The 22935-nt window shown below is 38.9% G+C and carries 26 protein-coding genes; 22 read left to right on the top strand and 4 right to left on the bottom strand.

All coding sequences use genetic code 11. From position 1 onward, the window contains the following. The coding region (locus tag R7190_RS24250; protein WP_206926123.1) for a Tn3 family transposase at window positions 1-282 on the top strand (282 nt) is incomplete at its 5' end. A gap of 127 nt (window positions 283-409) precedes the next feature. Further along, window positions 410-601, top strand: coding sequence for a hypothetical protein (locus R7190_RS24245; protein WP_225455764.1), 192 nt, complete (start codon window positions 410-412; stop codon window positions 599-601). Window positions 602-1495: 894 nt separating this feature from the next. Here R7190_RS24245 and R7190_RS24240 read toward each other — a convergent pair. After that, window positions 1496-1858, bottom strand: a complete 363-nt coding sequence (locus R7190_RS24240; RefSeq protein WP_025634091.1) for a hypothetical protein — start codon at window positions 1856-1858, stop codon at window positions 1496-1498. 86 nt (window positions 1859-1944) lie between these two features. Next, window positions 1945-2229, bottom strand: a complete 285-nt coding sequence (locus R7190_RS24235; protein ID WP_138058896.1) for a hypothetical protein — start codon at window positions 2227-2229, stop codon at window positions 1945-1947. Between the two features lie 753 nt (window positions 2230-2982). Here R7190_RS24235 and R7190_RS24230 point away from each other — a divergent pair. The 7 genes from R7190_RS24230 to R7190_RS24200 all read left to right on the top strand — a co-directional run bounded on the left by R7190_RS24230 (window position 2983) and on the right by R7190_RS24200 (window position 8689). Then, a complete protein-coding gene (locus tag R7190_RS24230) occupies window positions 2983-3531 on the top strand; it encodes a hypothetical protein (RefSeq protein ID WP_318137620.1) in 549 nt (182 codons plus the stop codon). Between the two features lie 11 nt (window positions 3532-3542). Further along, a complete protein-coding gene (locus R7190_RS24225) occupies window positions 3543-3881 on the top strand; it encodes a hypothetical protein (RefSeq protein WP_025634098.1) in 339 nt (112 codons plus the stop codon). Window positions 3882-3892: 11 nt separating this feature from the next. Further along, window positions 3893-5230, top strand: coding sequence for a hypothetical protein (locus R7190_RS24220; RefSeq protein WP_025634099.1), 1338 nt, complete (start codon window positions 3893-3895; stop codon window positions 5228-5230). A 105-nt stretch (window positions 5231-5335) separates the two neighbouring features. Then, window positions 5336-5653 carry a hypothetical protein gene (locus R7190_RS24215; protein ID WP_025634101.1) on the top strand — a complete coding sequence of 106 codons (318 nt, stop codon included), beginning with the start codon at window positions 5336-5338 and terminating at the stop codon, window positions 5651-5653. Between the two features lie 260 nt (window positions 5654-5913). Next, complete coding sequence (locus tag R7190_RS24210) at window positions 5914-6561, top strand: hypothetical protein (RefSeq protein ID WP_042776360.1); 648 nt, start codon at window positions 5914-5916, stop codon at window positions 6559-6561. A 245-nt stretch (window positions 6562-6806) separates the two neighbouring features. Beyond that, window positions 6807-7223, top strand: coding sequence for a hypothetical protein (locus tag R7190_RS24205; protein ID WP_025634104.1), 417 nt, complete (start codon window positions 6807-6809; stop codon window positions 7221-7223). 308 nt (window positions 7224-7531) lie between these two features. Then, window positions 7532-8689, top strand: coding sequence for a tyrosine-type recombinase/integrase (locus R7190_RS24200; RefSeq protein ID WP_086484022.1), 1158 nt, complete (start codon window positions 7532-7534; stop codon window positions 8687-8689). Here the strand turns inward: R7190_RS24200 and R7190_RS24195 are convergent. After that, complete coding sequence (locus R7190_RS24195; protein WP_086484021.1) at window positions 8686-9408, bottom strand: hypothetical protein; 723 nt, start codon at window positions 9406-9408, stop codon at window positions 8686-8688. The genes R7190_RS24200 and R7190_RS24195 overlap by 4 nt on opposite strands. Before the next feature lie 178 nt (window positions 9409-9586). Here R7190_RS24195 and R7190_RS24190 point away from each other — a divergent pair, with 178 nt between their 5' ends. After that, window positions 9587-9949: a hypothetical protein gene (locus R7190_RS24190; RefSeq protein WP_025634109.1), complete on the top strand. Its 363-nt coding sequence runs from the start codon at window positions 9587-9589 to the stop codon at window positions 9947-9949. Window positions 9950-9952: 3 nt separating this feature from the next. After that, complete coding sequence (locus R7190_RS24185) at window positions 9953-10390, top strand: hypothetical protein (protein ID WP_025634110.1); 438 nt, start codon at window positions 9953-9955, stop codon at window positions 10388-10390. Here the strand turns inward: R7190_RS24185 and R7190_RS24180 are convergent. Further along, the gene (locus tag R7190_RS24180; RefSeq protein ID WP_025634112.1) at window positions 10387-10878 is read right to left on the bottom strand and encodes a hypothetical protein; all 492 of its coding nucleotides are present in this window, start codon (window positions 10876-10878) and stop codon (window positions 10387-10389) included. The two genes, R7190_RS24185 and R7190_RS24180, sit on opposite strands and share 4 nt — an antisense overlap. A gap of 344 nt (window positions 10879-11222) precedes the next feature. Here R7190_RS24180 and R7190_RS24175 point away from each other — a divergent pair, with 344 nt between their 5' ends. The 11 genes from R7190_RS24175 to R7190_RS24125 all read left to right on the top strand — a co-directional run bounded on the left by R7190_RS24175 (window position 11223) and on the right by R7190_RS24125 (window position 22915). Further along, window positions 11223-11747, top strand: coding sequence for a hypothetical protein (locus tag R7190_RS24175; protein WP_139351512.1), 525 nt, complete (start codon window positions 11223-11225; stop codon window positions 11745-11747). Further along, a complete protein-coding gene (locus R7190_RS24170; RefSeq protein ID WP_025634114.1) occupies window positions 11734-12258 on the top strand; it encodes a DotD/TraH family lipoprotein in 525 nt (174 codons plus the stop codon). The genes R7190_RS24175 and R7190_RS24170 overlap by 14 nt, the downstream gene beginning before the upstream one ends. Beyond that, the gene (locus tag R7190_RS24165; RefSeq protein WP_206946959.1) at window positions 12255-13184 is read left to right on the top strand and encodes a type IV secretory system conjugative DNA transfer family protein; all 930 of its coding nucleotides are present in this window, start codon (window positions 12255-12257) and stop codon (window positions 13182-13184) included. The genes R7190_RS24170 and R7190_RS24165 overlap by 4 nt, the downstream gene beginning before the upstream one ends. Before the next feature lie 8 nt (window positions 13185-13192). Further along, window positions 13193-14335, top strand: coding sequence for an ATPase, T2SS/T4P/T4SS family (locus tag R7190_RS24160; protein ID WP_025634117.1), 1143 nt, complete (start codon window positions 13193-13195; stop codon window positions 14333-14335). A gap of 376 nt (window positions 14336-14711) precedes the next feature. After that, window positions 14712-15359 carry a hypothetical protein gene (locus tag R7190_RS24155; protein ID WP_025634121.1) on the top strand — a complete coding sequence of 216 codons (648 nt, stop codon included), beginning with the start codon at window positions 14712-14714 and terminating at the stop codon, window positions 15357-15359. Next, window positions 15359-16996, top strand: coding sequence for a hypothetical protein (locus R7190_RS24150; RefSeq protein ID WP_025634122.1), 1638 nt, complete (start codon window positions 15359-15361; stop codon window positions 16994-16996). The genes R7190_RS24155 and R7190_RS24150 overlap by 1 nt, the downstream gene beginning before the upstream one ends. Window positions 16997-17013: 17 nt before the next feature. Beyond that, window positions 17014-18576, top strand: coding sequence for a hypothetical protein (locus R7190_RS24145; protein WP_206946961.1), 1563 nt, complete (start codon window positions 17014-17016; stop codon window positions 18574-18576). Continuing rightward, window positions 18566-19306, top strand: a complete 741-nt coding sequence (locus R7190_RS24140) for a hypothetical protein (protein WP_025634125.1) — start codon at window positions 18566-18568, stop codon at window positions 19304-19306. Before R7190_RS24145 ends, R7190_RS24140 begins: the two co-directional genes overlap by 11 nt. A gap of 7 nt (window positions 19307-19313) precedes the next feature. Beyond that, complete coding sequence (locus tag R7190_RS24135; protein WP_206946963.1) at window positions 19314-21137, top strand: GspE/PulE family protein; 1824 nt, start codon at window positions 19314-19316, stop codon at window positions 21135-21137. Between the two features lie 3 nt (window positions 21138-21140). Then, a complete protein-coding gene (locus tag R7190_RS24130; RefSeq protein WP_025634128.1) occupies window positions 21141-22229 on the top strand; it encodes a hypothetical protein in 1089 nt (362 codons plus the stop codon). Window positions 22230-22330: 101 nt separating this feature from the next. Further along, on the top strand, window positions 22331-22915 hold the full coding sequence (locus R7190_RS24125; protein ID WP_025634129.1) for a hypothetical protein: 585 nt from the start codon (window positions 22331-22333) through the stop codon (window positions 22913-22915). The last annotated feature ends 20 nt before the right edge of the window (window positions 22916-22935 follow it).

Raw genomic sequence — 22935 nt, 5'->3', positions numbered from 1 at the left:
GTGAATGGTGATCAGTTCCGTGGCAAAAACGAGTCTGAAATCGCTATCTGGAATGAATGCGCAAGATTGCTTGCCAATGCGCTCATCTACTTCAACTCCGCGATACTGAGTCATCTTCTGGGACACTTTGAAGCGACAGGTGATGAAGAAAAAGCGGCTATCACTCGTGCTGTTTCGCCCGTTGCATGGCAAAATATCAACTTAAGCGGGACGTATAACTTCACCAATACCGGAAAATTGCCTGATATTAGTGAAATTACGAAGCCAATCGTGGATGATTAAGCTTGGAAACGAAAGTAACCCACAGCTGGAGGCTATATAATACAAAGCCTGTAGCATTCTATGTTACTTTAGAGGGGAAAATCCCTAGAACCCCTTCTTGGCTCATAGTTATTTCCAAGCTAAAGCTATGGATTTTATGAACGCGTCTGGGCGTAATAAGATGATTACAGGGTTGGAAAAATCAATAGAGTTGTTCAATGAGGTTGAGGACATCCTAAACCCAATCACAATGACTGTCGCAGCAAAGTATGGGTTAACCGAGGAAGTTATTGCAAATATTCAAAAACAGGCTCTGGAAGATGCGAAAACCGACCTTTAACAAACGACTATGGCGTCAATAACTAATTTTTAGCTATGTTCTAATCCTACATGATGCATCTCTTAGCATATCACAACCATCTTGCGAACACATGCAATAATAGCAAGCGTTTAAGGTTTCAAGATGCTTTTTCTAATCTGACAAAAACGTTTTAATACACAGCTCTAAAACATTTTTGTCCAGATACGTGTTCCAGCGGATGGTCAGACAACCAGTATGATACTTTTATAGTCAATTGTTGTGAGATTGAAACATGGTAGTACCAATTGGTATGAATCTTTATTTATGTCAGCGTGACATTTAGAACGGTACTGACAGGCTTACTTGAACATTTAGTATGAAACTTTATTTCTCTCCCAAATCTACGGGGACTTCAAACCATAAATATACACGGTATCCACCACCTAAACTACACCACAAGCCGCTGTTACGACACCAATAACCTTAACTACCTCACTCGCTTTAACTCGAATTAAGCGAGCTTCGCTCGCAAAGAATCAAGCTCCCTTTCGCGTCTTCGACGCTAACGAATAAGGGCTTCGCCCTAAATATTTCTACTCCTTGGTGGCTTCGCCACTGCTAAGACCCCCTGGAAAAAAGTTTGGCGTAGCCAAACATAGATATGGATAGATAAAGATAGAAATAAATCGATATGAATAGTATTTACCAATCTAAGAAGCGGCGAAGCCGCTGGTTCTCCCAGGGGGGAGAATGCTCAAGAGGCGGCGAAGCCGACCTTATAGTTACAGCACGTGCGGATGGAGCGAAGCGGTGGGGGAGAGGCACCAATGAGTACCTTAAAGTGTGGTGGATACCGTGTATAGTTGACTAATTTTTGTTCGATAGTGGTTCAAATGAGGTCCGATTTAGACCTCAATATTTGAAAACGAAGTATTAAGTCAAAGCTGATAATGGCCAAGCAAATGTACTCAATGAGTTGTCTGACTCTTTGATTTTCTCCACAAGGTCATCCGCTCCGACTTCAATACCACATTCATACAGTCCATAAACCTCTTTTACAAAGAAAGGTTCGTCCGAACTAGTGTCCTTTACCATTTTTCGATTAAGGCATTCATTAATAAATGTTCTAGAGACATGTAAGTTCTCAGGATGTTGCCTGTTCCAGGTATCGATCGTATGCATTCTGGAATCTTTGATATGAGCGAGGTGCTGACTAATTTGTCCTCCAATTATCGACACTATGACAGTAATCGAAAACAATATTACTTTTAGACTAAGACGGATCGCAGATTTCATGCAGTATTCCTATTATAGAGGGGGATTTATTCTGATTTGGTGCTTAACGAGGTTGTTTGTGAAAGCTCTATCAAGTTGTAGTTAGGTCATGACATAAAAGGAACACCAGCCTTTTCTAGGTCTTGCCATGTAAGGGGGGCGTTCTTCACTGTACGGGGTGTTTCAAAGTGAACATTTTCGGCTTCTGAAATAAACATTCCTCTATCAGGATTTAAAAGATCCATGATTAAAGTGCCATCGGGATGGACAATAAACTCCAATTGATATCCCTCCGGTACATTTGGCCATTTATAATCCTCAGGAATGATGCCTTTAAGCCTTTGCGAGACAATGGAGACTGTCAAAACTTCATCTTTATCAATTTTTATCATATCAATCATACTCTTCGTTAATATTTGTACCAAAGCTCATATGGAAACTAAGTTGATCAAATTATCAACTAGCTCAGCATGAGGTTTTCCTAACATACGTATTAAAATATATGGTAACATTAGTATTGTTTTTTATACGCGAATGACATCTATTATTCAATGTTTAGTCTAGACTGCCTAAGAATGGTTGAGGAAAAGCTAATGTTTAGAACAAAGTATTTACTGATAGCACTATCTTGTACTGCTTTGATTTGCCTGATTTTCTTTAATAGCGGAGCATACAAAGACAATTTCGAGGTGGTGGCCAAGGTATGTGGTCTACTATCACTAGCTAGCTGGCTAGAACGTACAAAGCAGATATAACAGATAGTCGTCATGTGGCCAAAACCTATACATCCATATCTACTTAAAAAGCATGCGTACAGGTGTGCTCTAGATCCATATCGACACACGTTGATGACACTCCAGAACTATGACGACCTGATAAACCTAGATCTGCAGGTGCTTGATACTCTCTATCAACTAGAACATTTGATAGTCAGTCATTTAGAAAAAATGACAAACCATCATATTAACTCAATTACTAGTGGTAAGTACCTTTTCGGCTTGAAACTAATAGAGGCGGCTATACACAGACTTCCAGTACCGACATTCGAAAATATTGAACTGACATCGCGATCAGATAACGGCGTAAGACAAATCCTCGCGATAAAAGTGTTGTAACTGAGAATATTTGAACTAGGAGACTCAAGATTGGAAAGCGCAGTAACTAAAACAAGATGTACTGCTAAGCGCAATACATCAACGAACATCGAAAGGGCATGCTCTGCTAGTTTAGAAGAATTACTTTCAACCTATAAATTAATTGAAAGTATGGGAAGGTATGATCCTCTCTGGATCTCTTTCGAAAGAAACAGAATTGAACAAATTTGCAAAGTTAAAGAATGGACTAGGGTTGGTTTAAAAGAGCTCAATTGTATTTTGTCTTCGAAAGATATGATTAAGCTCGCCAAGAAAGAACCTAACCTAACACCACTACTTGACAGGTTATCAGGGTGTTATCGCGTTAGAAGTACCAATACTTACATGGTAAGTACCTCAAGCGAACTCGATTTGTTGAAGATTGAATTTACAGCAGCAGCACGATTTACTGTCGCAAGTTGGATGTACATTGCATTTTCTACCCATTTTGAGGACGGAGTTGAGCTAGGTTGGTCAACCATTGATGCAATATTCGAATCTCAATCACTCCCTTCAACACATCCAGACACATGGACAATGGACAATTTCTTATACATCTAGGAGGTAATAATATGATGCATTACAAAGACTCTGTATTTTCACCAGAATGGGGGCAGTTCACCAGAAGAATAGTTATATTGGCATTTTCTCTAACAATTGTAGGTTTAGCTGCATGGCGATTCTCTCAATTAGAGTCTTTTAATCTGCTTTATATAGTAATTCTTCTTCTTGGTATCCTTATCCAGGGGCTATACCCAATTTATGCTGAACGCAAAGAATTGAGACGCAAGCTTTACAGAAGACACTTGAGTACACTTAATATTGATATTCTCGAGAAGTATTTAAATCAAGCTGAAAGCGATATAGAACGAGATTTGATAGAAGACACCATTTCAACAATACGTTATTGATTGGTGATTGAATGGATATCAAATTCGACACTACTGAAATCTATCACGAGAATCGACACCAAAACCTTATGCGTATAGTCAACCAAGACTACAACCGTAAGATTCAGAACTTATGTAGACATTTAGATATGCCTCACTTGGCCAGTTATCTCAGCCACAGATCCAAGCCTCAGAAGAACATCAGTCACAGACTAGCTAGAAACATAGAAACAAAGCTCGGTATGCCTATTGGACAACTTGATGAGGCCATTTCTACCATAAATGTAGACCCAACAATTGATGATAACCTCCCAATTGACAAGCTTGCCAGATCTAGGAATTTAGAGATCCTATTGACCCTTATAGGGAATGGCAATATTAGCAAATTGAACTCAGAGCTAGGTTGTCATTTGAACAATCATTTAGGGCCCAATAAATCCCGTATGCTAGGAAAAAAGTTAGCAACCAGAATTGAAACTAAACTAGGGCTACGCCCTGGCACCATGAGCGTGAAATGTACTTTCAATGATTTTCTACCATATTTAAACAGGGACCAATTGACTAGGCATATCGAGTCTAAACAAGAAGAGTATGATGAACGAATGTCAAAACGTAGAATAATAATTGAACAAAGGAATGATATCGTGAGCCAGATGTTGAAGAAGATAGCCAGCTTTCTGGAAGGCAGTGGTACACATGAAATATTAGAGGATTCTGATATTAGAAAGGTGTATATCCCTGTGCCAAACCACAAAAATGAACTCCCAATATTAGTTAGCTGCGAAACTAAGCCATCAAACAGATTCTTAATTTTATGCTCTAAAGGTATGACAGAGCGACACGATAAACTCACAAACATGATTTTAAGCGATAGGGATAAGTTTGAAACAGATGTCGGTGAAATGGACCATTATCCAAAAATCGCTGTAATAAACGCCTATGACCGAGAGTTGGCGATGCCATCGTTGAATAACCCAGAAATTACATTAATTATTAAAAAGGCTTTGTATCAGCTCAGTAATTTGACAGACGACTATTTGCTAGCAAAGTTTAAGTTAAAAACGGTATATAACGAACTAGTAACCGCACAACTCCAATACGTAAAGTCATTCAGTTCTGTGCAAATCATTAAAACAAAGGAGCTGTTACATCGAGGTTTTTCAATACCCAATATTAAGTTGCGTGGAACAAGGGAACTTAGCCACTCTTTACTAGTACCAGTTAGCAATAGCAAAGATACCTTAAGAGAAGTACGGGAGTTTGCAAAAGGAAGTGGTACTGACTTCGTATTGCCCATCTGTATAAATAATGGCAATGTGGTGTCAGACCAATTTGTGCCTACCAAGACCTGGCTGGCCAGCCACATATAGATACAAGCTTGATCATAACCATATAAAAACAAAAGATAATTGATACATACTTGGTAACATCTTAGTATGTGTCAATATGGTTTTTTTTTACGCAAAGTAGGAAGTATGTTGTTCTTTCTTGAAAAATTGGGGATCAAGGCAGCGATGCACTGTCGGCTCGTGAATGGTAATCAAGAGCATTTATTATGGGGACTGGATTGGAACTCGAAAAGAGCACTACTTGAGTCAAAAAATCGCTGGTTTTGGCTACCTTTACAAAATGTAGAAATATCGAATGTTACAAACATAGTCGATAAACTTTCGGAGTTTTACGCTTCACATGATGAAAAGATATTAGGTGTAAATTGGCTTGAAGGCACACTATTGATATCTAAAGATACTCACTTGGATTGGGTTACCGAAGAAGATCTCGAGCTTCCTTAAATCATAACCTAACTGTTTAAAGAAGGATTAATTTATGGCCACTGTTGCAGCATTACCTTTCCCTCAACTACCTGAGTTTTTTTCATTTTTCGCAACAAACCCCTACGGAATAGTAATTAGTTTACTATTAGGATTGATCATTAGTGGCGTTGTGTTGAGAGGACTAGTTGATCTGTTTAGAGGTCAACAAAAGTAATAGCTCAATTTTGTTTAGTTTTTAGATAATACAATTTAAGACTTATAACCTGATGAGAAGCGGCATGTTAGAAAGAACAATGGAAAGAGAGCTCATCTTTCATGGTACACGAGCTAAGGAGTTTGATAAATTTGAGTTAGGCATGCTAGGTACAGGCGAAGGCTGTAATGATGCTAATGGATTTTACTTCGTTTCTAATCTGAAAGGAGCATGCTATCACGCTGACTATAAAGCGAGGCAGGTAGGTAAACCTACCGTATATGTGTGCGCAATAAAGGAACAAGCTAAAGTAGTAACTATTGGTAAATCCATTTCTATGCACCCCAAATATCTACAGCAACATTGGGATAAATTACCAGTGTGGATATCAACTAAGAGGGGTAAAGAATGGTACTCAGAACTTGCAAAACCACCTGAAAATCGAATACACAATGACCTAATTGATTTGAATGAACGGAAACGTTGTCATATTTTGCGTGAAAACGGTATCGATATCTTAAAGGATTTTGAGAGTGGACAATTTGTAGACGGTGGGTATCATGGCCGTTCTCATTTAGTGTTAAATCCAGACTCTATTGATATAATTGAGACTTTAAATGTAGAAGAAATATATGATGAAATATCTGGGAGACCCAAATTTTACCACCTCCGTAAAGAGCCTTGTATATTTGGTAAATCAAATATTTTAAGCCGACTTTGCGAGTATGACTGAGTATATTTTGACCCGTTTAAATCTTTCAGATATTAAGTTTAACATAGACATTGTTCTAGCATACCCAGGTTAAATATCAAATTGAAAGGGCTGGTGGGTGTTTTATAACCAGCCTTTTTGATGAACAAATAATATTTAAAACTAGATATAACTAGTCATGAAATACAATTATTGTATTTCATGCATTGAATATTCCAAAACAATCCCCACCTTAATACTAATACTAACAATAAAACGGATATAATATGTTCGACTCACTTAAAAGCACCTTTCCCTGGTCTATTATAGCTATCGTTGCTGTATCTGGCTCTGGAGTCGTCGGTGCAAAACTATACAAAGAATATCTCAAAACTACCGGGCCAGCAGTTGTTCAAGGCATTTCCGACAACGAAGCGTACAAAGACTTTGTTGACTGCCTGACGGTGGTAGATTTAGAGCGTTCTAGCTTAATGGAAAAATGCGACAGTTTCTATTTAGAATACCTACCAGCTAAAACAGATCCGAGTTACAAGAAGAAGATCATAGAAGTTCAACAGCTAAAGCCAGAGTGGATTGAACAAACCTACCAGAAATTAACTTGGTTACGATCTGACTATGGACTTCCTGATTATCCACCACTGGAAGACTTATCCAATGGTCAATTGACTTCAGTAAGCAACTGATTTCAAACCTAACAGCACAAGGCAACTTTAAATGTTGCCTTTTTTTTATCTATATTCAAGTAATATTCCCTTACGCAGTCTAGCAGACTATGTAGAACCATGGGTTATTATGTGGGTTTTACTTTAGTAGCTCGCTTTGTTTTCGTTAAGCTAATCTTCGAATAATTCATATAAACTCAACAAACAAATAACACTGTATAAATAGACATGATTATAAAGTGTAGTATAATTTGAGTTATATTACATTTTTTGGTCGTTAAGGTTAGCGTTACAGGTGACAGCGTAACACTTTATTTTTGGAGGTGAACGTGGAGATTACTAAGCAAAATTTTCCAATTCCTGCATCCGGATTGGAAAAGATTAAGGCATTAGAACTAGGCAATAACAAAGAAAAAGAAAATCTTTCACGATTTAAAATCCCTTTGCCTGAACTTGACGGTGCAATTGACCCTGATCACCCAAACCTAAAGACAATTCTAGATAACATGGCCATATTCGAGGCTACACGTGGTGGTTTTTCGAAGGCAACACAAAAAAACATGTTTTCCGCTGTTCGCTCTTGGATAAGATTTACTGAGTATATTGAATTAGCCTACGCATTTCCTATACATCCAAGAATGTTTTACTACTGGATACTACACCTAAAAAATGAACAGAAAGTGTCTTATGCGACACTAATGAGCCGAAAGAACCTCATAGCCATATTTTTGAATCAACTAGGATTCGCCAACGTTACTGAAGACAAGCTTATAAAAGACTTTTTCAGGGGTGTAAAAAAGGATATGGCAGAATCTGATTTATCAAAGGTAGAGCAAAAAGTTGCTTCACCATTCAGAGCAAGCGATTTGAACAGACAGATCGAAATAGTTGGGACACTTGAACAAGCTGGGCCAAAGCTTTTCAAAGACCTAGCATACATGACCATTGCATACTCTACTGCTCTTCGAGAAGAAGAGATCTTTACTTTAAAACGTAAAAACATCATCATTTCTGGTGACACTGTCACTATAGTGAGGACAAAATCTAAGACATCTGCGGCGCCACCCAAAAAGTCTATCATTGGCAGGTATGCAGGGATCGTGAAGAAATATATTGAACTTGTAGAAAAAGGAGTAGAGCTTTACAACCATGTAACCCCTTCAAGTCCAGTCGAAGATCAGGAATATTATATTTTTGGTTGGATTCTGAAAAATGGACAGATTAAGGACCCATTAAAACCTATGAATGGTGTATCCGTACTTAGATTGTTCCGTAAAGCATATGAACGACAAAGTGTATTTAAAGGTCGTTGTTGGTCAGGGCATTCGGCACGTTGTGGAGCGGTAGTTGATGGGCATGTCGTTCATAAGATGAATGCAGTCGACCTTATGTCTATTGGTGATTGGACAAATATGGGTACTGTTAAAAGATATCTGAGAGCTACTGGTCACCTAGAAGCTTCAAATATCGAACTACAAAAACACTAAATCAAAGCTATCTGACGCAGAATTCGTTCTTGGTCCAAATCTGGAAACGCAGTAGCGAAGTAGTGTTTTGTAGCCACTTCTAATTGGGCCATAAACTTTATCTTTTGGGCGATGTTTCCTGTAAGGCTTATTGTTTTACCGGAGATGATTGTGCTTACATAAATCGAGCTCTCTTTAAATCCTATAGACAATGGCCCAGTTTGTTGTTGGTGAAACTTTAACTTGAAATCAAGGCATTTAAGGTTTTGAAGAAATAGGGAATAAGCTTGAATAAGTTCAGTGTGAGAAAAGGCAACTGAGATTTTGTTGTTCCAATCACTTGAGCAACCGTTATGTTCTGGGCAAATGTCTACAACAATTGAAATTAGGTTGTTAGCTATGTTTCCTAATCGAATCACCGCTGCACAATTTAATGACTTGTTATAGAGATTAATTTGACTATTTGGGTGGAAGTAAGCGTTTGATTTTGTGGCAGAAGGTTGCACTGATTGTGACTTGCCGCCAACTTCAGATAGACGAACGTCCTGCTTTTGTTGATTAAAGGCGTTCAAACAGACATCATTGCTTGGCAAAGTTGTACTTTGTGGGCTTAGGTGTTTATCGTGTACATTAACAATTCGATCTGAGGTTTTTTCTGATACTACATCCTGATGATTCAGATCATCTGTTATGTCAGAAAACTCGTTGTCTGGTTGAAATTCCCATGAATTTACACTCATATCGCCCCCAAAGTAGTACGTTAGTTGTCAAAAAAATGGCAAATACCCTTGTTTATGTATATCTTATATTGATACATAAGCAAGATTTATAAAGACTGGACTGGTTCCTGGTGAAGCAAAGAGGAGTTACCTTTGCCATCAATAGAACCGATGGGCACAAGCTTAAAACAAAAAATATATGAACCCAATCTCTCTAAAGACATTACCAAATTTTACAAGCTATGTGCTTTCTATTTCAGAGTACTTGCTCTTAAATGTTCTTGAAAATGACAAGAAAATCATAAAGAAAATTCAAAGCGGTGATGAGCTACCTCTACCTGAAATTAAAAACTCTTTAGATCAACGATTTGAAGATCTAAAGTTAGAAATATTTGACTATGAAATCCTTAAGTCAATCGCTATGAATTATCCTCATGACCACTACGCTGAAAAAATCGTGTCTTGTAACTATGACTATCATATGACAATGACCTGGTTCAAGAAGGCTATTCTTCAGTCATCTGTTAGACCACTTGCCTTTGCACAGCTTGAGTTAGGCTAAAAAATGGATTTAGAAAAACTCAAAGTGTCAGTTGAAAAGTTCTCAAGTCAGAACTTTCAAAAACAACAAGATATTCTCCAACTACAAAATAGAATGATCGGCACCATTCTACAAATCAGACTAAGTGCAATACCACCAGCTCGAAGAAGTGAATTCGATAATACCAGTTTTACAAATTTGCCAAGTTTGCTAACAAAATGGCAAGTTAATCCAAATGCTGTACAAGATATCAATTTCTTTCTGAATGAATTTGAGACAAAGTTTGGCAGGAGATTTGACCATATTAGCTTGAAGAGTGTTGAGAAAGCTAATGTACTTGAACCTAGTCAACAAACAATAAATCAGAGGCTAGAATCTTGTATAACTGGACCAGTAAATGAAAAGGACGCCATTGGTATCAAACAACAGCGTCCTGATAATGACTTCGACTTTTCTCGCTAGTAGAGCCCTTCCATAAATGCCTCATCATCAAGACATGCTCTTTCAATTTCCAAGAACTCTTCCATTTTACGTAAGTAATAGGACTGCTCTTCGAAAGTGATTTCATCAAACAAAAATTGATATCCGCTCATAGGTGTAGATGAAACTATCTTAGAGAGAAAGTGCTTTGACTGTTTAGTAAAGCCAGGAGAAACAATAAGCGCCGAAACATTGTTGGCTCTAATTGTTAGAAGTTGAGTTTGGCTAATAATTTCATGTTCTGCGTCTAGCCAACCTCGAGCTACCTTTAACTTTTTCTCTAAAAGCCTAGCGCTACGGTCTGAAACATAGCTTTCTTTTGAATTAAGCCTAACGTCACGATGATTAATACCTAACCGTGAAACTAATTCAAGATTAGCCTCCCGATTGATTAAATATGCCGCACCACCTTCATTCTGTTTTGTAGCGAATATGTCGGAGAACAGTTCGCTGTAATGATTCTTATCCATAAATACTTTCTTATTTTTGAGAATAGACGCAAATAATCATGTGACTTGTATCTAAACATTAACTGCCGTTATGTCTAATTTTCACCCATGAAGAGTGAAACTTAAATAAATTTTCATCATTTGTTGCATATGTGTGAGCTATATCCCTATTTGTAGGTCGCATTACTCAAATATTTCTACAATTTGTTGAGTAATTAGTCTATTGAACCGATATCACTTCTGAGACTAGCAAATTGAAACTAACATTTGACTCAATAATAAGCCTATGCTAGCAGCTATCGCTATTGTATTTTAGACAAAAATGGCATAGATTTATGCTATTATTTGCTATTAGACATCTTATTGTGTTCGAACTAATTAAAGAAAAAATATTGGGTTTGGCTTCCATACTCATCACTTCTTTCGCTGCTACATATTATTTGTCCGCGAGTTATACATTCGGTGTTTTCACGAGTGCCTTGTTTGGCATCGCATATTTGTACTTTATGCAACGGCAACAACAACAATCGGTTAGAAGAAAGGAAGCACAAGCGAAGATACGTGGGTTTGGTTATACAAACTCAATTTCCTCTCAGATGGAAAGACCCTCTAATGCGAGTAGATCTCAAAGTTCTCCGACTCTGAATGAACAAAACCCATTTAACTTCTCTGAAGAAGAAGTTCAGGCTTTCAAATTATTAGGGCTACCTATTACGTCCCTCAATATTTCTGAAATCAAGAAAGCCTTCCATCACAAAGTTAGGTATTACCACCCAGACATTAACCAAAACATCAGTACGGATGAATCAATCATCACTGTTTCAAATCTGAATACAGCTAAAACACTTTGCATCAATGCAACGAAGAGGAAACAAAATGAACGTCTTTAAGCTTTCTAGCATAGCATTCGCTTCTACTCTACTTCTTGGGTGCGCAACTAATGAAGTCAAAGATTTAAGGCACTTAGAAAAGAGCCCTGAAGAAAGGGCTTTTGGCGATCTTGAACCATATGCAGTTGAAATGCTTGACGAGCTCCGATTGTTAGCAAAAACGAGAAGTGCACATGCACAAGCACTTAAAGGCCCTGAGCAGAGAAGGCAGGAGCGCATGCTCTCTACAATGGTGTTACCTGGTTTTGAAAAGGTTGTTGACTGGAATTGTGATTGTGAAGTCGAAACTGCCGTAAAAGGTATTGCTGAGACAGTAGGTTATGGTTCTGATCGAGTATTTACTTATGGCCAAAAACCACCTGGTGGCGTGTTTGTAAGTATTAAACTGAAGGATCAACCAATAAACGACGCAATAAAGATTATTGACTCTGAAAAGGGTGCCCAGGTAGACATCATGGTCGATAACCGACTTAAGACGATTGTCGTTAAATACTTGGAGACAAAAGCGTGAGAACCAATACTGCTATTTGTTTAATTGCTAGTCTATTTTTCAGTGTTACCACTTTGGCAGATGAATCTAAGCGCACCTATTACAGCTTAAGTGAACTAAAAGATGTAAAGGTTAGACAACAACTAGTAAGCGATGGGGAAGAGGCACTCAGAATTGAGTCGATCCGCGAAAGAGCTGAAGAAGTTGGCAGTGCGAATGGTTATATAGCTACGATGGAGCGCTTAACAGATGTAGTGGATAGCAAGTCTCACCTCTTTGACCGCTTGCTACCTTTCGAGCATCTCATTAACGCTTCTGCAAATCTAAGTTCAGGTGAAGCCAAGTACCTTCGTCCAGGTATGGTAGACAAAGTAGAAGCTCATGCCGCGATAACGCGAGACACAAAAGCTACGATTATCAGGACCGATAATCTTGTCTATCGATTGAGAGAACAACCTAAGCCTGTGTTGAGGAAACCGCATTGGTCTGACTATCTCTACGACAAAAATTCACTTACGCCAACCACATTAATTGATGAACTTTTACCTAGAAATTCAGAAGAATTGGAGATCTTCAACTCAGCTCTTGATGAGGGATGGGCCATGGGCTCAGAACAAGCAATTGCTGAGATGAGAAATCGTGTAATTAATGCTTTTATTGACGCAACAGCCATGATCCGTTACGTGAATTTAGTTGAGTCCGGATATATAGAAAAGCCAGATATGATTATTGAAAATGTAGGAATTACGGTACAAGGAGACCAATTAGGTTTAGGCACTCAGTTCATATCTTTGAGTGGTGAGGCAGTTTGGCAGACAAACTCTGATCTCTATTCTTCACCAGTAATAAAAGACCCTAGAGGCTCTGTACGTAGGGATGCTGTTTCTAAAGTAGAAACTGAAGGCCTTACTCACGACCAAATTAAATCCATTCTCGTTGAAGAGTGACACCTACCATGAATGATATTCCATTAATACCTGTTTCAAGCGAAATGACACAAGTAGATATCGAAACTGTCATATGGAAAGCAATTGAGTACGGTGCTTCAGACATTTTAATAGACTGTAACTATCGAATCAGAATCGATGTAAACGGGCAAATCAGGGAAATCACTGATAAACAAATGCAACCTAACGCATGCCGTAATATTCTTGAATATATGCTCGGCACCAAAAAATCGCTGATTAACAATGTTAATGCAGCTACTCCTACATTTTTTGCATTCGTTACCAAAAACCCCAATGATCAATCTCAGATTAGGAGTTTCCGCATTGCAGCTATTACCTCAAGGTCACTTGAATATGGAAAGACCTATAAGATGGTTGGTAGGTTGAACCCTAAAACACCAAAGGACGCAGAATCTTTGGGTATAGAGCCGGAGCTAGTCAATCTTGTAAAGCATAACCGTAAAGGTATTCTTATGTTTGTGGGAGGGGTAGGCACAGGCAAAACAACTACTATGGCCGGAATTGTAACTTCAGTGCTAAAAACTCCCAGCCTTGGTAAGCATATCTTAGTTTTTGAGGACCCACCTGAAATTAATTATGAGGGAGTAAAGATTGCTCCTGGTAACAGTATTTCAGTTCATGAAGTAGGTTCAGTTGAAACAGACTCCGATGTTCAAAGTTTTAATCAAGGCCTTGAAGCTGCTCTTCGTCTTCGTCCAGATATCATCGTTCAGGGCGAAATACGAAGTAAAGAATCAATCGAAAACGCATTTAACGCTTCTAACACTGGCAACTTCTTGATGGCTACAATACATGCAAACTCTTGCGAGACAGCGATGAGCCGCATCTACAATATGATAGATGGAGAAAATAAGCTGGCTGTATTAGCTGGTTTTATTAGTCAACTCTCTGGCATTGTCGCTCAGATACTAGTTAGAACTCTCGACGGTGAAAGGATTGCTGTTAGAGAAACCCTATATCTAACTGAAGAAATCAGAGAAGAAATGCTGAAGTGTAAATCTGACACAGAGATATCTGTAGTAGTAAGAAGGCACCTAAAGGAACAAGAGCTTACCTTTTCTCAACAAATCGCAAACCTATATCACAACAGTGAAATTGGGCCAGAATATCTCCTTATGGAATCAGAATAATGGAATATAAACCGAAGCTGGATAGAAAAGCGGTACAAAATGCGATGAAAAGACCACTTTTCCTACTTATGGACGGGTCTACTATCGTCCCGGTTTTGACATTGCCAATAATGTTCAGCTGGAACTACCTTAAAGCCATGAGTGTTTTCTATGTATTAATGTCCTTAATCTCTCTTACCAAAAGGACACCATTAGAGTTTTTTATACACCTCCTGTCAAAATACAACCAAGGCAACAACTTGCCATATCGAAAAAACGAAATTTGGAAGCCAGATAACCGATAAGAAATTGTTCTTATTCGTAGGTTACCTTACAGCTTTGTTTGTTGTTTGTTATCCGAAAATGACGTATATTTATCAAAATAATAGGGGTTACTATGATGAAATTAAGATTAATTTTACCTTTACTCGTGATGAGTAGCGCGCAAGCGGGGGTTGTATTTACTGAATACGAGTCAGATACAGCTTATGGTTTAAACGACATCCAATCTAAAGTCGGTTACCAAAATAAATTACCTGCTCACGAAATACTGAATGCTTTAGCACCAGCTGGTTGGCGGGTAAATATTGGACCAGGCATCTCTTCCCACCAATTAGCCTGGGTACCTTCACCTAATTGGCGCAGTGCTGTTGCTAAGATACAGGAACTAAATTCCGGTATTTATATTGTTCTAAATGAACAAGAACGAGTGTTGGCTGCATCCAAAAATCGTGAACACCTTACGTACCTTCAGACACGAACACCAAAACTCTGGACATTAGACCCTAAACTGTCACTCAAAGAGAACTTTGAGGTTTGGAATACAAAGTCCAATATCGACATTATTTGGGGCTCTAAATACGACTTCCCTGTTAAATCACGTTCGGTATTGATTGGTGACCTAACAGGAAGAGACGGAGTCTTAGATAGAGTGCTTAAGGAGACGTTAAAAACAAAAGAACCATTGTGGATTAGTTACAGCCCTGAAATTGGTGCTGCTCATATCCTAAAAGGCGGTTCTACTGAAAAAGGTACTTACCAGTGATGAACAACACATTGAAACTTAAAGCTCTCACACTAACCATTATCGCGCTTGTCAGTGGTTGTAGTACTCCTGGTAAAGATGCCAATAGAGTTGCGACAGCACAGGCAGACGCTGCCACTGAGACGATTCAAAAACACAGACTTAAACCCGGTATAGATCAGAGCGTCTACAGCGAAGACAATAATTACGTTATTCTTGGGGAACCTTTCAAGTTAAAAGAAAGGCAAGACCTTCCAGAGATTTTTCTTACCCCGAGTAAATTCATGTCATATCGCTCTAAACCCCTTAGCGACACGATTGACTATTTGAACAACAAGTATGCCTCGTATGGGGTTTACATTAGCTTTACTAGCGACGCTATCAAGTATCTTAACCAAGACTCTGGAAGTTCCAAAGCAAGCGGTGGTACAAGTGATTCTACTGGTGATGATTTAGACGTTTCGGCACTTTATACAGATACGAACAAAGGATCACTATTAGATGGCGCAAAAGTGTCTATTTCCCTGAACTTTGAAAAGCACGTTGCTTTAAAGCAAGTGTTGGATGCTATCGCAGCAAAAACCAACCTATGGTGGAAATACCAATCTGATGGTCGTGTATCCTTTTACCGACAAGAAACTAGACACTTTCGGATCGACCAATATGCTGGTAGTACAACTTTAAAATCAAGTATCAATTCGTCTACTAGCGGTGGTCAGCAAGGCGAGGGGACAAGCTCTCAAACTTCGAGTTCTCACTCATATTCATTTGACCGTGACCTAGGGAAACCAATGGACCAACTCCTCAAGGGGATTAAATCCATTGCTTCTGAAGATGCAAAAGTAGAAGTGTTACCTGCACTAAGTATGGTTGCTGTAACTGACACACCGCGAAAGCTGCGAATTGTTGAGAACTTTATTGATGAGTCAAATTCTACTGCTGGAAAGATGATCAGGCTCGATATAGAGCTATGGGAACTGATCACTACAGACGAATCAAATTACGGCATTGAGCAATCTATTAAATACGCTAAGAATGACTTCGAACTTAAAATCGATGGAGTTCCAGTTGGTGATGCAGCTAAGTTAGGTGGTTTAGGGCTGAGTATCGGTGATGGTAGCTTCAAAGGCACTGAAATGGCATTGAAGGCTCTTCAGGGGACTAAATCTCTTTCGCTTAAAAAGTCAATTACGACAACTGTACCAAACAATGATGTTATTCCAGTCCAGTTCGTAAATGAAAAGAAATATGCGGATAAAATCGACCAAAGTGTATCTGGTGATGTTGTAACACAATCTGCAAGCACAGATACAACAACAAACGGTATTGTTTTCTTAGCTTCACCACGTGTTAATTCAGATGGAACAATTGCTGTCCGTATCGTAACTGATGTAAGTACCTTAAATGCAATTGACCCACTAGAAGTTGGTAATACACAACTTCAACTAACAGACAGAACTGTTACTGCCATGGTTAGCGCTAGAAATATCCGTTCAGGCGAAACAATGGTTATGACTGGGTTCGAGCAAGTGATTGACAATGGCCAAAACCAGTCAGTTCTAGGCGATTTGCTATGGATGTTTGGTGGCAATGACTCTAATGCTAAAACACGCTCAGTGATGCTAGTAATTATAACGCCTCATATCGAAAAAGTTTAACCCAATTAGGTCCTTTTATGCAGTCACTAGAAGAACTTGGATTTGATAGGCACTACATCGGTTTAGATTGGTACGAGGTTTCAGAATCCGATAAGACCATCCATATCAAAAATCTGGTTAACAAATACGACGCTACAAATGCAGTAATTGTTGAAGGGTCAACAATTGATGATGCACCAAAATCAACAATCGGTTTCGCTCAAAGCATAACGACAAAATACTACAGCGCGGCGGCAATCGTCGCTCGCGCTATTTGTGTCGATCACCCGAATGCTTTCTTCATACAAAAGCTACCATCCGGTAAATATTGGTATCTTTTGGTAATTGATAAGTGCCCAGCTGGTGGTGAGAATGATTTGGTATTTGAAACGGTGGAAGAAGTTATCCAACAGATCTTCGACCATTATCAAATGTACGATCTTCATCACGTAAAATTACGCTATGTAGTCCCTAATGAGATAACAGAAAATATCTCAGAACTATTTGAAGAGTCACGTTCAGAGTACCAACAGCACTCATATGACGTCATATGTGAAGCTGTACCTAATGAAAAGTTCGCTCAAATTCAAACAATTGAGCAGCTACTCAACACAAACCCCCTATCAAAGATAAAACCATCCCACATCGTATTTATGGCTCTTGGAATTATATTTTTGATAGGTGTGCAGGTATTTAAATCTAACTCCAAGCAAGAGTATGTAATTCCTGACATAGATTCAATGGTGAAGAAAGCATCAAGCAGTACTCTAGCTAAGCAAGCTGAAAACGATTTGAATCATAAAAAAATCGAGAGAATAGACAAGGCAAATGCAACTAAAGAGGAAGCAAAATGGCTTACTCAACGTTTAACCGCATCAGATCCTAAAAAGGTCATTTTGAACCTTAAAGCCTATATTAACTCTCTTCCTGTTGATGTTGGTGGATGGTTCCCAATGACTGTCGATCTCGTTACCAAAGGAATCATTACTAGAGACTCATCAACGGTAGACAAACCAGCAGACCAAGAGTTTTTTCATGAGACGACCGTTTTGTGGAAAAACGGAGGGACAACGGTTGCCAATTTTAGAGACAACATCGAATTCGATGGAACTATCACTTATTCACTCTCTGGAGAAGAGATTACTACGTCTCAAATAGTACCGCTTCCTAAACCAGACCATTATTTTGATGAAAGTGACGCTTTTATCTTCATAAAGGAAACTCACGGCCACTACCTAGACTTACTAACCTTCATTCAGCAACAAGCAGAGAAGACACAAGGAAGACTGTACGGAGCGATTTCAGCAAACCGCAAAACAGAAAGGGAGATCCCTTTTAAAAACGAAACATATTCCACTGAAGTAAGAAACCCACAAATAGATTACACCGTTGTGAATGTACAACTTTCGTTAAGTGGGTTTGGTTGGGCATTTAACTACTTGGACCAACTAGCTAACGATATCGACAAATTTAAAAGCATGATTATACAAAGCATTTCGATAAATCTGGAAACAGAAGAGATCGTTCTTAAGATGCAGTACATACACGAAAGTAGCATTCTTAATCAACAAGACAAAGAGGTTTCATTACGTGAAAATTAATACTATTACCCTATGCATCGCGACCCAATTGTTGAGCTTTACAACTTTTGCAAATGATCAATCCGGGCAGACTTACCAAGACATCCAAAAACAACGAAGCCTCTCTATAGAGGAAAACAAATCACTCTCGCAAAATGAGTTGATACGAGCCCAAAAAGAGCATGCTAATAAGATGTTAATGCTTGACAATCAGTATCAGCAGCTTTTGATAGAAAATAACAAATTACTAAACGGTGGGCCTGAACCGAAAAAAGAGAAGGCATCGGATGAAGAGCGTTTAGCAAAATTCCAGGAGGAGACTAGGACAAAGCGTAGAGCTCAACGGGAAGCTGAAGTTAATGCTCTGCTAAACGAAATGGAAAAACAAATCTTCGTTACAGATATTTATGAGATAGCTGGTCAGTTGAAAGGTGAGTTTTGGCATAAGGGGGCTATCCAAACTTTAAAAGAAGGGGAGAGCTTTGGGGACTGGTATGTAGATTCACTGTCATTTCAAGGCGCTGTAGTCATGCCTTTCGATTATTCAACTCACAAAATGGACAAATCAAGAGCACGACATATCACGGTTAAAACCTCTGACGAAGCAATTGACCGCTTTAAGAAAGCGCAAACATTCCGAGACCGTATTATCGAGCAGAAGATTGGGGAGCTTTCAGAATCAAGTATGTTTGGAGCCCCGGCGCCTACATTAATTAATGACTCTCCCTCTCAAGGTTTAATGTTCAAGTGAGAATTTCATGACTAGTACTAACTTAGCAGAGTATAGACCTGCAACCAGCATTGTAGAATCCAGCGCAAACGAATACGACATTTTGTCAGATTCAATTTCTGGTGATTTAATAAAATACTTTGGTAGTCGTAGTAGCTCTAGTTCACACTTCTTTAACGACTTAACATACGACACTAGAGAACAACTTCCTTGGGCCTTAGGTGGTATCATTGACAAGGACAAAGTGGCACATCCAGCTTATGGTAAAAAATTCCTTATTTCGGATGGCCATATTCAAGGTGTGGAAGAAGGATACAACTACCTTACCGTCTTAATGACAGAAGACTTTTCAAAGTCAATCACACAAGTTCGAGCGACTATCAGAGATGATTTGGGATATACCGATCATACTCATACAAAAGTCATTAATCTTAAGTGCTCAGAAGACCTAATCCTATTACTTGCTGATGTCATCTTCATGGGCTCTGAAGAAAACCAATCTAAAGATGATGAGGGCAGAAGTTTTAAAGCGATCACTGCGTCTGTTTTAGAATCACACCCTGCAACGTCAGACATTCACTTTGAAGTATCTAATATACCTGGCAACACGTTAGTACGTATACGTGTAGATGGCGATTTAATTGATTTCAAAGAATATACATACGATAGGCTTTACGAGACGGTTGATGTTGCTTACAACATCATCGGTGGGGATGAAGCATCCGGCTCTAGCATCCAAGGTAACAACCTAAGCTGGAAAGAACCTCAATCTGGTAAATTTATCTACACGTATAACAATACTCAAATTGAAATGCGTGTTGAATTTGCACCAAGAGAAACTGAGGGCGGTGGAGATCTAGTATGCAGGATTACCAGTAAAGGGGAGAAATCCTCTATAAGAAAGCTTGATAAAGCTGGATATCACCCAGTTCAAACGCTGTTGATTAAAAAACACTCCAGTAAAAAACAAGGAAATATACTGTTTGCTGGTGTTACAGGTTCTGGTAAGACCCAGTCCATGTATTCAGTTATCGATTACTTACAAGACCTGTACAAATCTACTCGGAAGTTTGTTACTGCCGAAAACCCTATCGAGATGAACTTAGAGGGCGTTTCACAAGTTAACTTAGAAGATAACTCTAGCGCTTCTGATAATGAAATGAACACATTAACCAAGCAGTTTGAACGAATTTCCGAAAGCTTCATGCGACTAGACCCAGATATCATGGGTACAGGAGAAATACGTTGCTACAATTCAGCAAAATTTGCAATTGAATCTGCCCGAACTGGCCATGTATGTTTCTCAACAATACATGCCGCATCTTCTTGTGATGTACCAGGTCGCTTGGACGGTTTCGGAGTAGCTAGATCAGTCTATCAATCATCAAACACCCTAACTGTCATCATTGCTCAGTCTTTAGTACGAACCGTGTGCCCGTCCTGTAGTCGAAGTTATGATGAGCTTCCGAATAACTCTCCATTAGTTTATTCATTAATACAAAGCTTATCTTCCCTAGAGTTACTTGAGTACCTGCCGAACATACGTTTCGCAAAGCAAGGTGGGTGTGAAGAGTGTAATTATTCTGTAGATGGCCGTGTTGGACGAACACCTGTAGCTGAAGTCTTGGCGCCAGATCAAACAATCAGAAACCTATGGGCTAAAAACGAAGATGATTTGGCTAAAGCTCATTGGCTAAACACTGGTGGTTTTACTAAGTTAGAGCACGCAATTTATAAAATGTGCAAAGGGGTATTGGACCCTGAGATGATAGAACGTGAAATCGATCAACTTGTGGTCTCTCGATTAGATCGTGAAGAGCTAAATGTTTCTCTCTACCACCCAGAGGTTTAATTAATGGAAAACGATATTAACCAAAAGTTGCTCAGAATAAAGAGTCAATACCTTAGTGATGACTTCATTGATACCTTAAAGCTAAAGTATACAAACTTTCGTGTGGGCTCAAAGAGAAAGTCTCAACTTCTAGAGAAAATTGCATCACGTTTAGCAGATGGTGATTCAATCGTAAATGTATTGGACTCCCTCTATGAAGCATATAAGTCTCAACAACCAAAATCCCAAGAAACAAAGTTCGTAAAATATCTTGCAGACCGGTACCGATACAGACCAGTTATCTCATACATGCTCGCACCATTCTTTGATAAAACCACTATTGGAGTTGCTTACGCAATCGAGAAGAAAACTGCAGCATACAAAGTAATACGCATATGTGTCAGCCAATTACAAAGAAAACAACAAATGAGAGGTGCTGGCTTTTTAGGAATAGTCGGTCCAATTATAGGTGTTGGTTTGATTATGTTGATTTGTAGTCTTGCACACTTATACATCTATGCTGTGCTGTTTAAGGGGCTTAATATAAAACCAACTCCTATTATGACATTTGCAAGAGAGTTTACAAAAACTGTATACGAGCTAAGCCCATTTATTACAGGCACATTGGTGATATACGGGACCTGGGTAGTTTGGAGTTTACCCAATCAAATTAATCGGAGATTAACTAAATTACCACCTTGGAATGTTGTTGACGCGATTAATTCCGCTATAACCCTACAAACATTCAATGCTCTTTTGAAAGTCGGGATGCCCTCTTCAGAAGCACTAAAGCTTGTTGGTTCCCACTCAACGCCATATGTAAAACATTGGTGCCAAAAAATGCGTCTTAATATGATTGGAGGAAAGAGTGAAGGGCAAGCACTCGCCTGTGATTTCTTTAGTAGAGAACCAAGAATTGAGATTGAGTCGTATGCTACAACCTCTGACTTTACAAATAAACTAGACGATATCACCGAAGAAGTATTTGCTAACACTGAAATGCTAGTAAAAAAGCTTACGACAGGGATCATGCTCGGTTGCATGATGGCAGTTTTAACTGTAAACGCCATAGTTGGCCTTTCTATTTCTTCAATTGGTCAAACCCTTAACTAAGTTTGATAATAAAATTAACAAATTGTGAAAACCATATTCCACTTGATTGATATATGCCAATCATGTATAAAATCCAATAGCTTTCAAAGAGGAAAATAGCTATGTTATTTAAACCAAAAAAACAATATTCAAAGAAACTAAACCGCGTTCATGCAAAACGTAAAGGTGCATTTCTATCTACAGAGCTTCAATTAGTCCTGGCATTCGTGGGCATTATGGTTGTCGGTATTGCTACAACTATGGGGGATTCAGGTGCGGGTAAACTTGTTGACGATGCTGAGTCAGCTCTACTACAAGCATCGGACGAACTACGACGTACAGTGGGTGGCTTTGGTTCATACGCATCTGTTAACAACACTGACTGTTACGACAAAAACATCTGGCCTTCAAGCTGGTTAAGTGCAACCCAAGATGAATTTACCACACCTTTTTCTGATAATGGCTTGACCTGTGGAAGCGTAGACACCGCGACTAACCGTGATGGGATTACAACTACTGGTACAGGTAAATTCTTCACTTTCACTTTCTCAAATGTAGAAACAGATCAGTGTAACCTACTCGTTGGTCGTGTATTCCAAAACTTCGTTGAGATCCAGGTTGAAGGTACGCGAATTGATGGTAATGACACTCTTAAAACACAGTGTGCATCTGGCGATGAAGTAGCAATCACATTCATCAACCGTTAATCATTATTAATAAGAGTGGC

Source organism: Vibrio sp. 1078-1 (genome assembly GCF_033340475.1).
The sequence above is the reverse complement of the archived record's forward strand: the minus strand, read 5'-3'. Positions and strand labels throughout refer to the sequence as shown.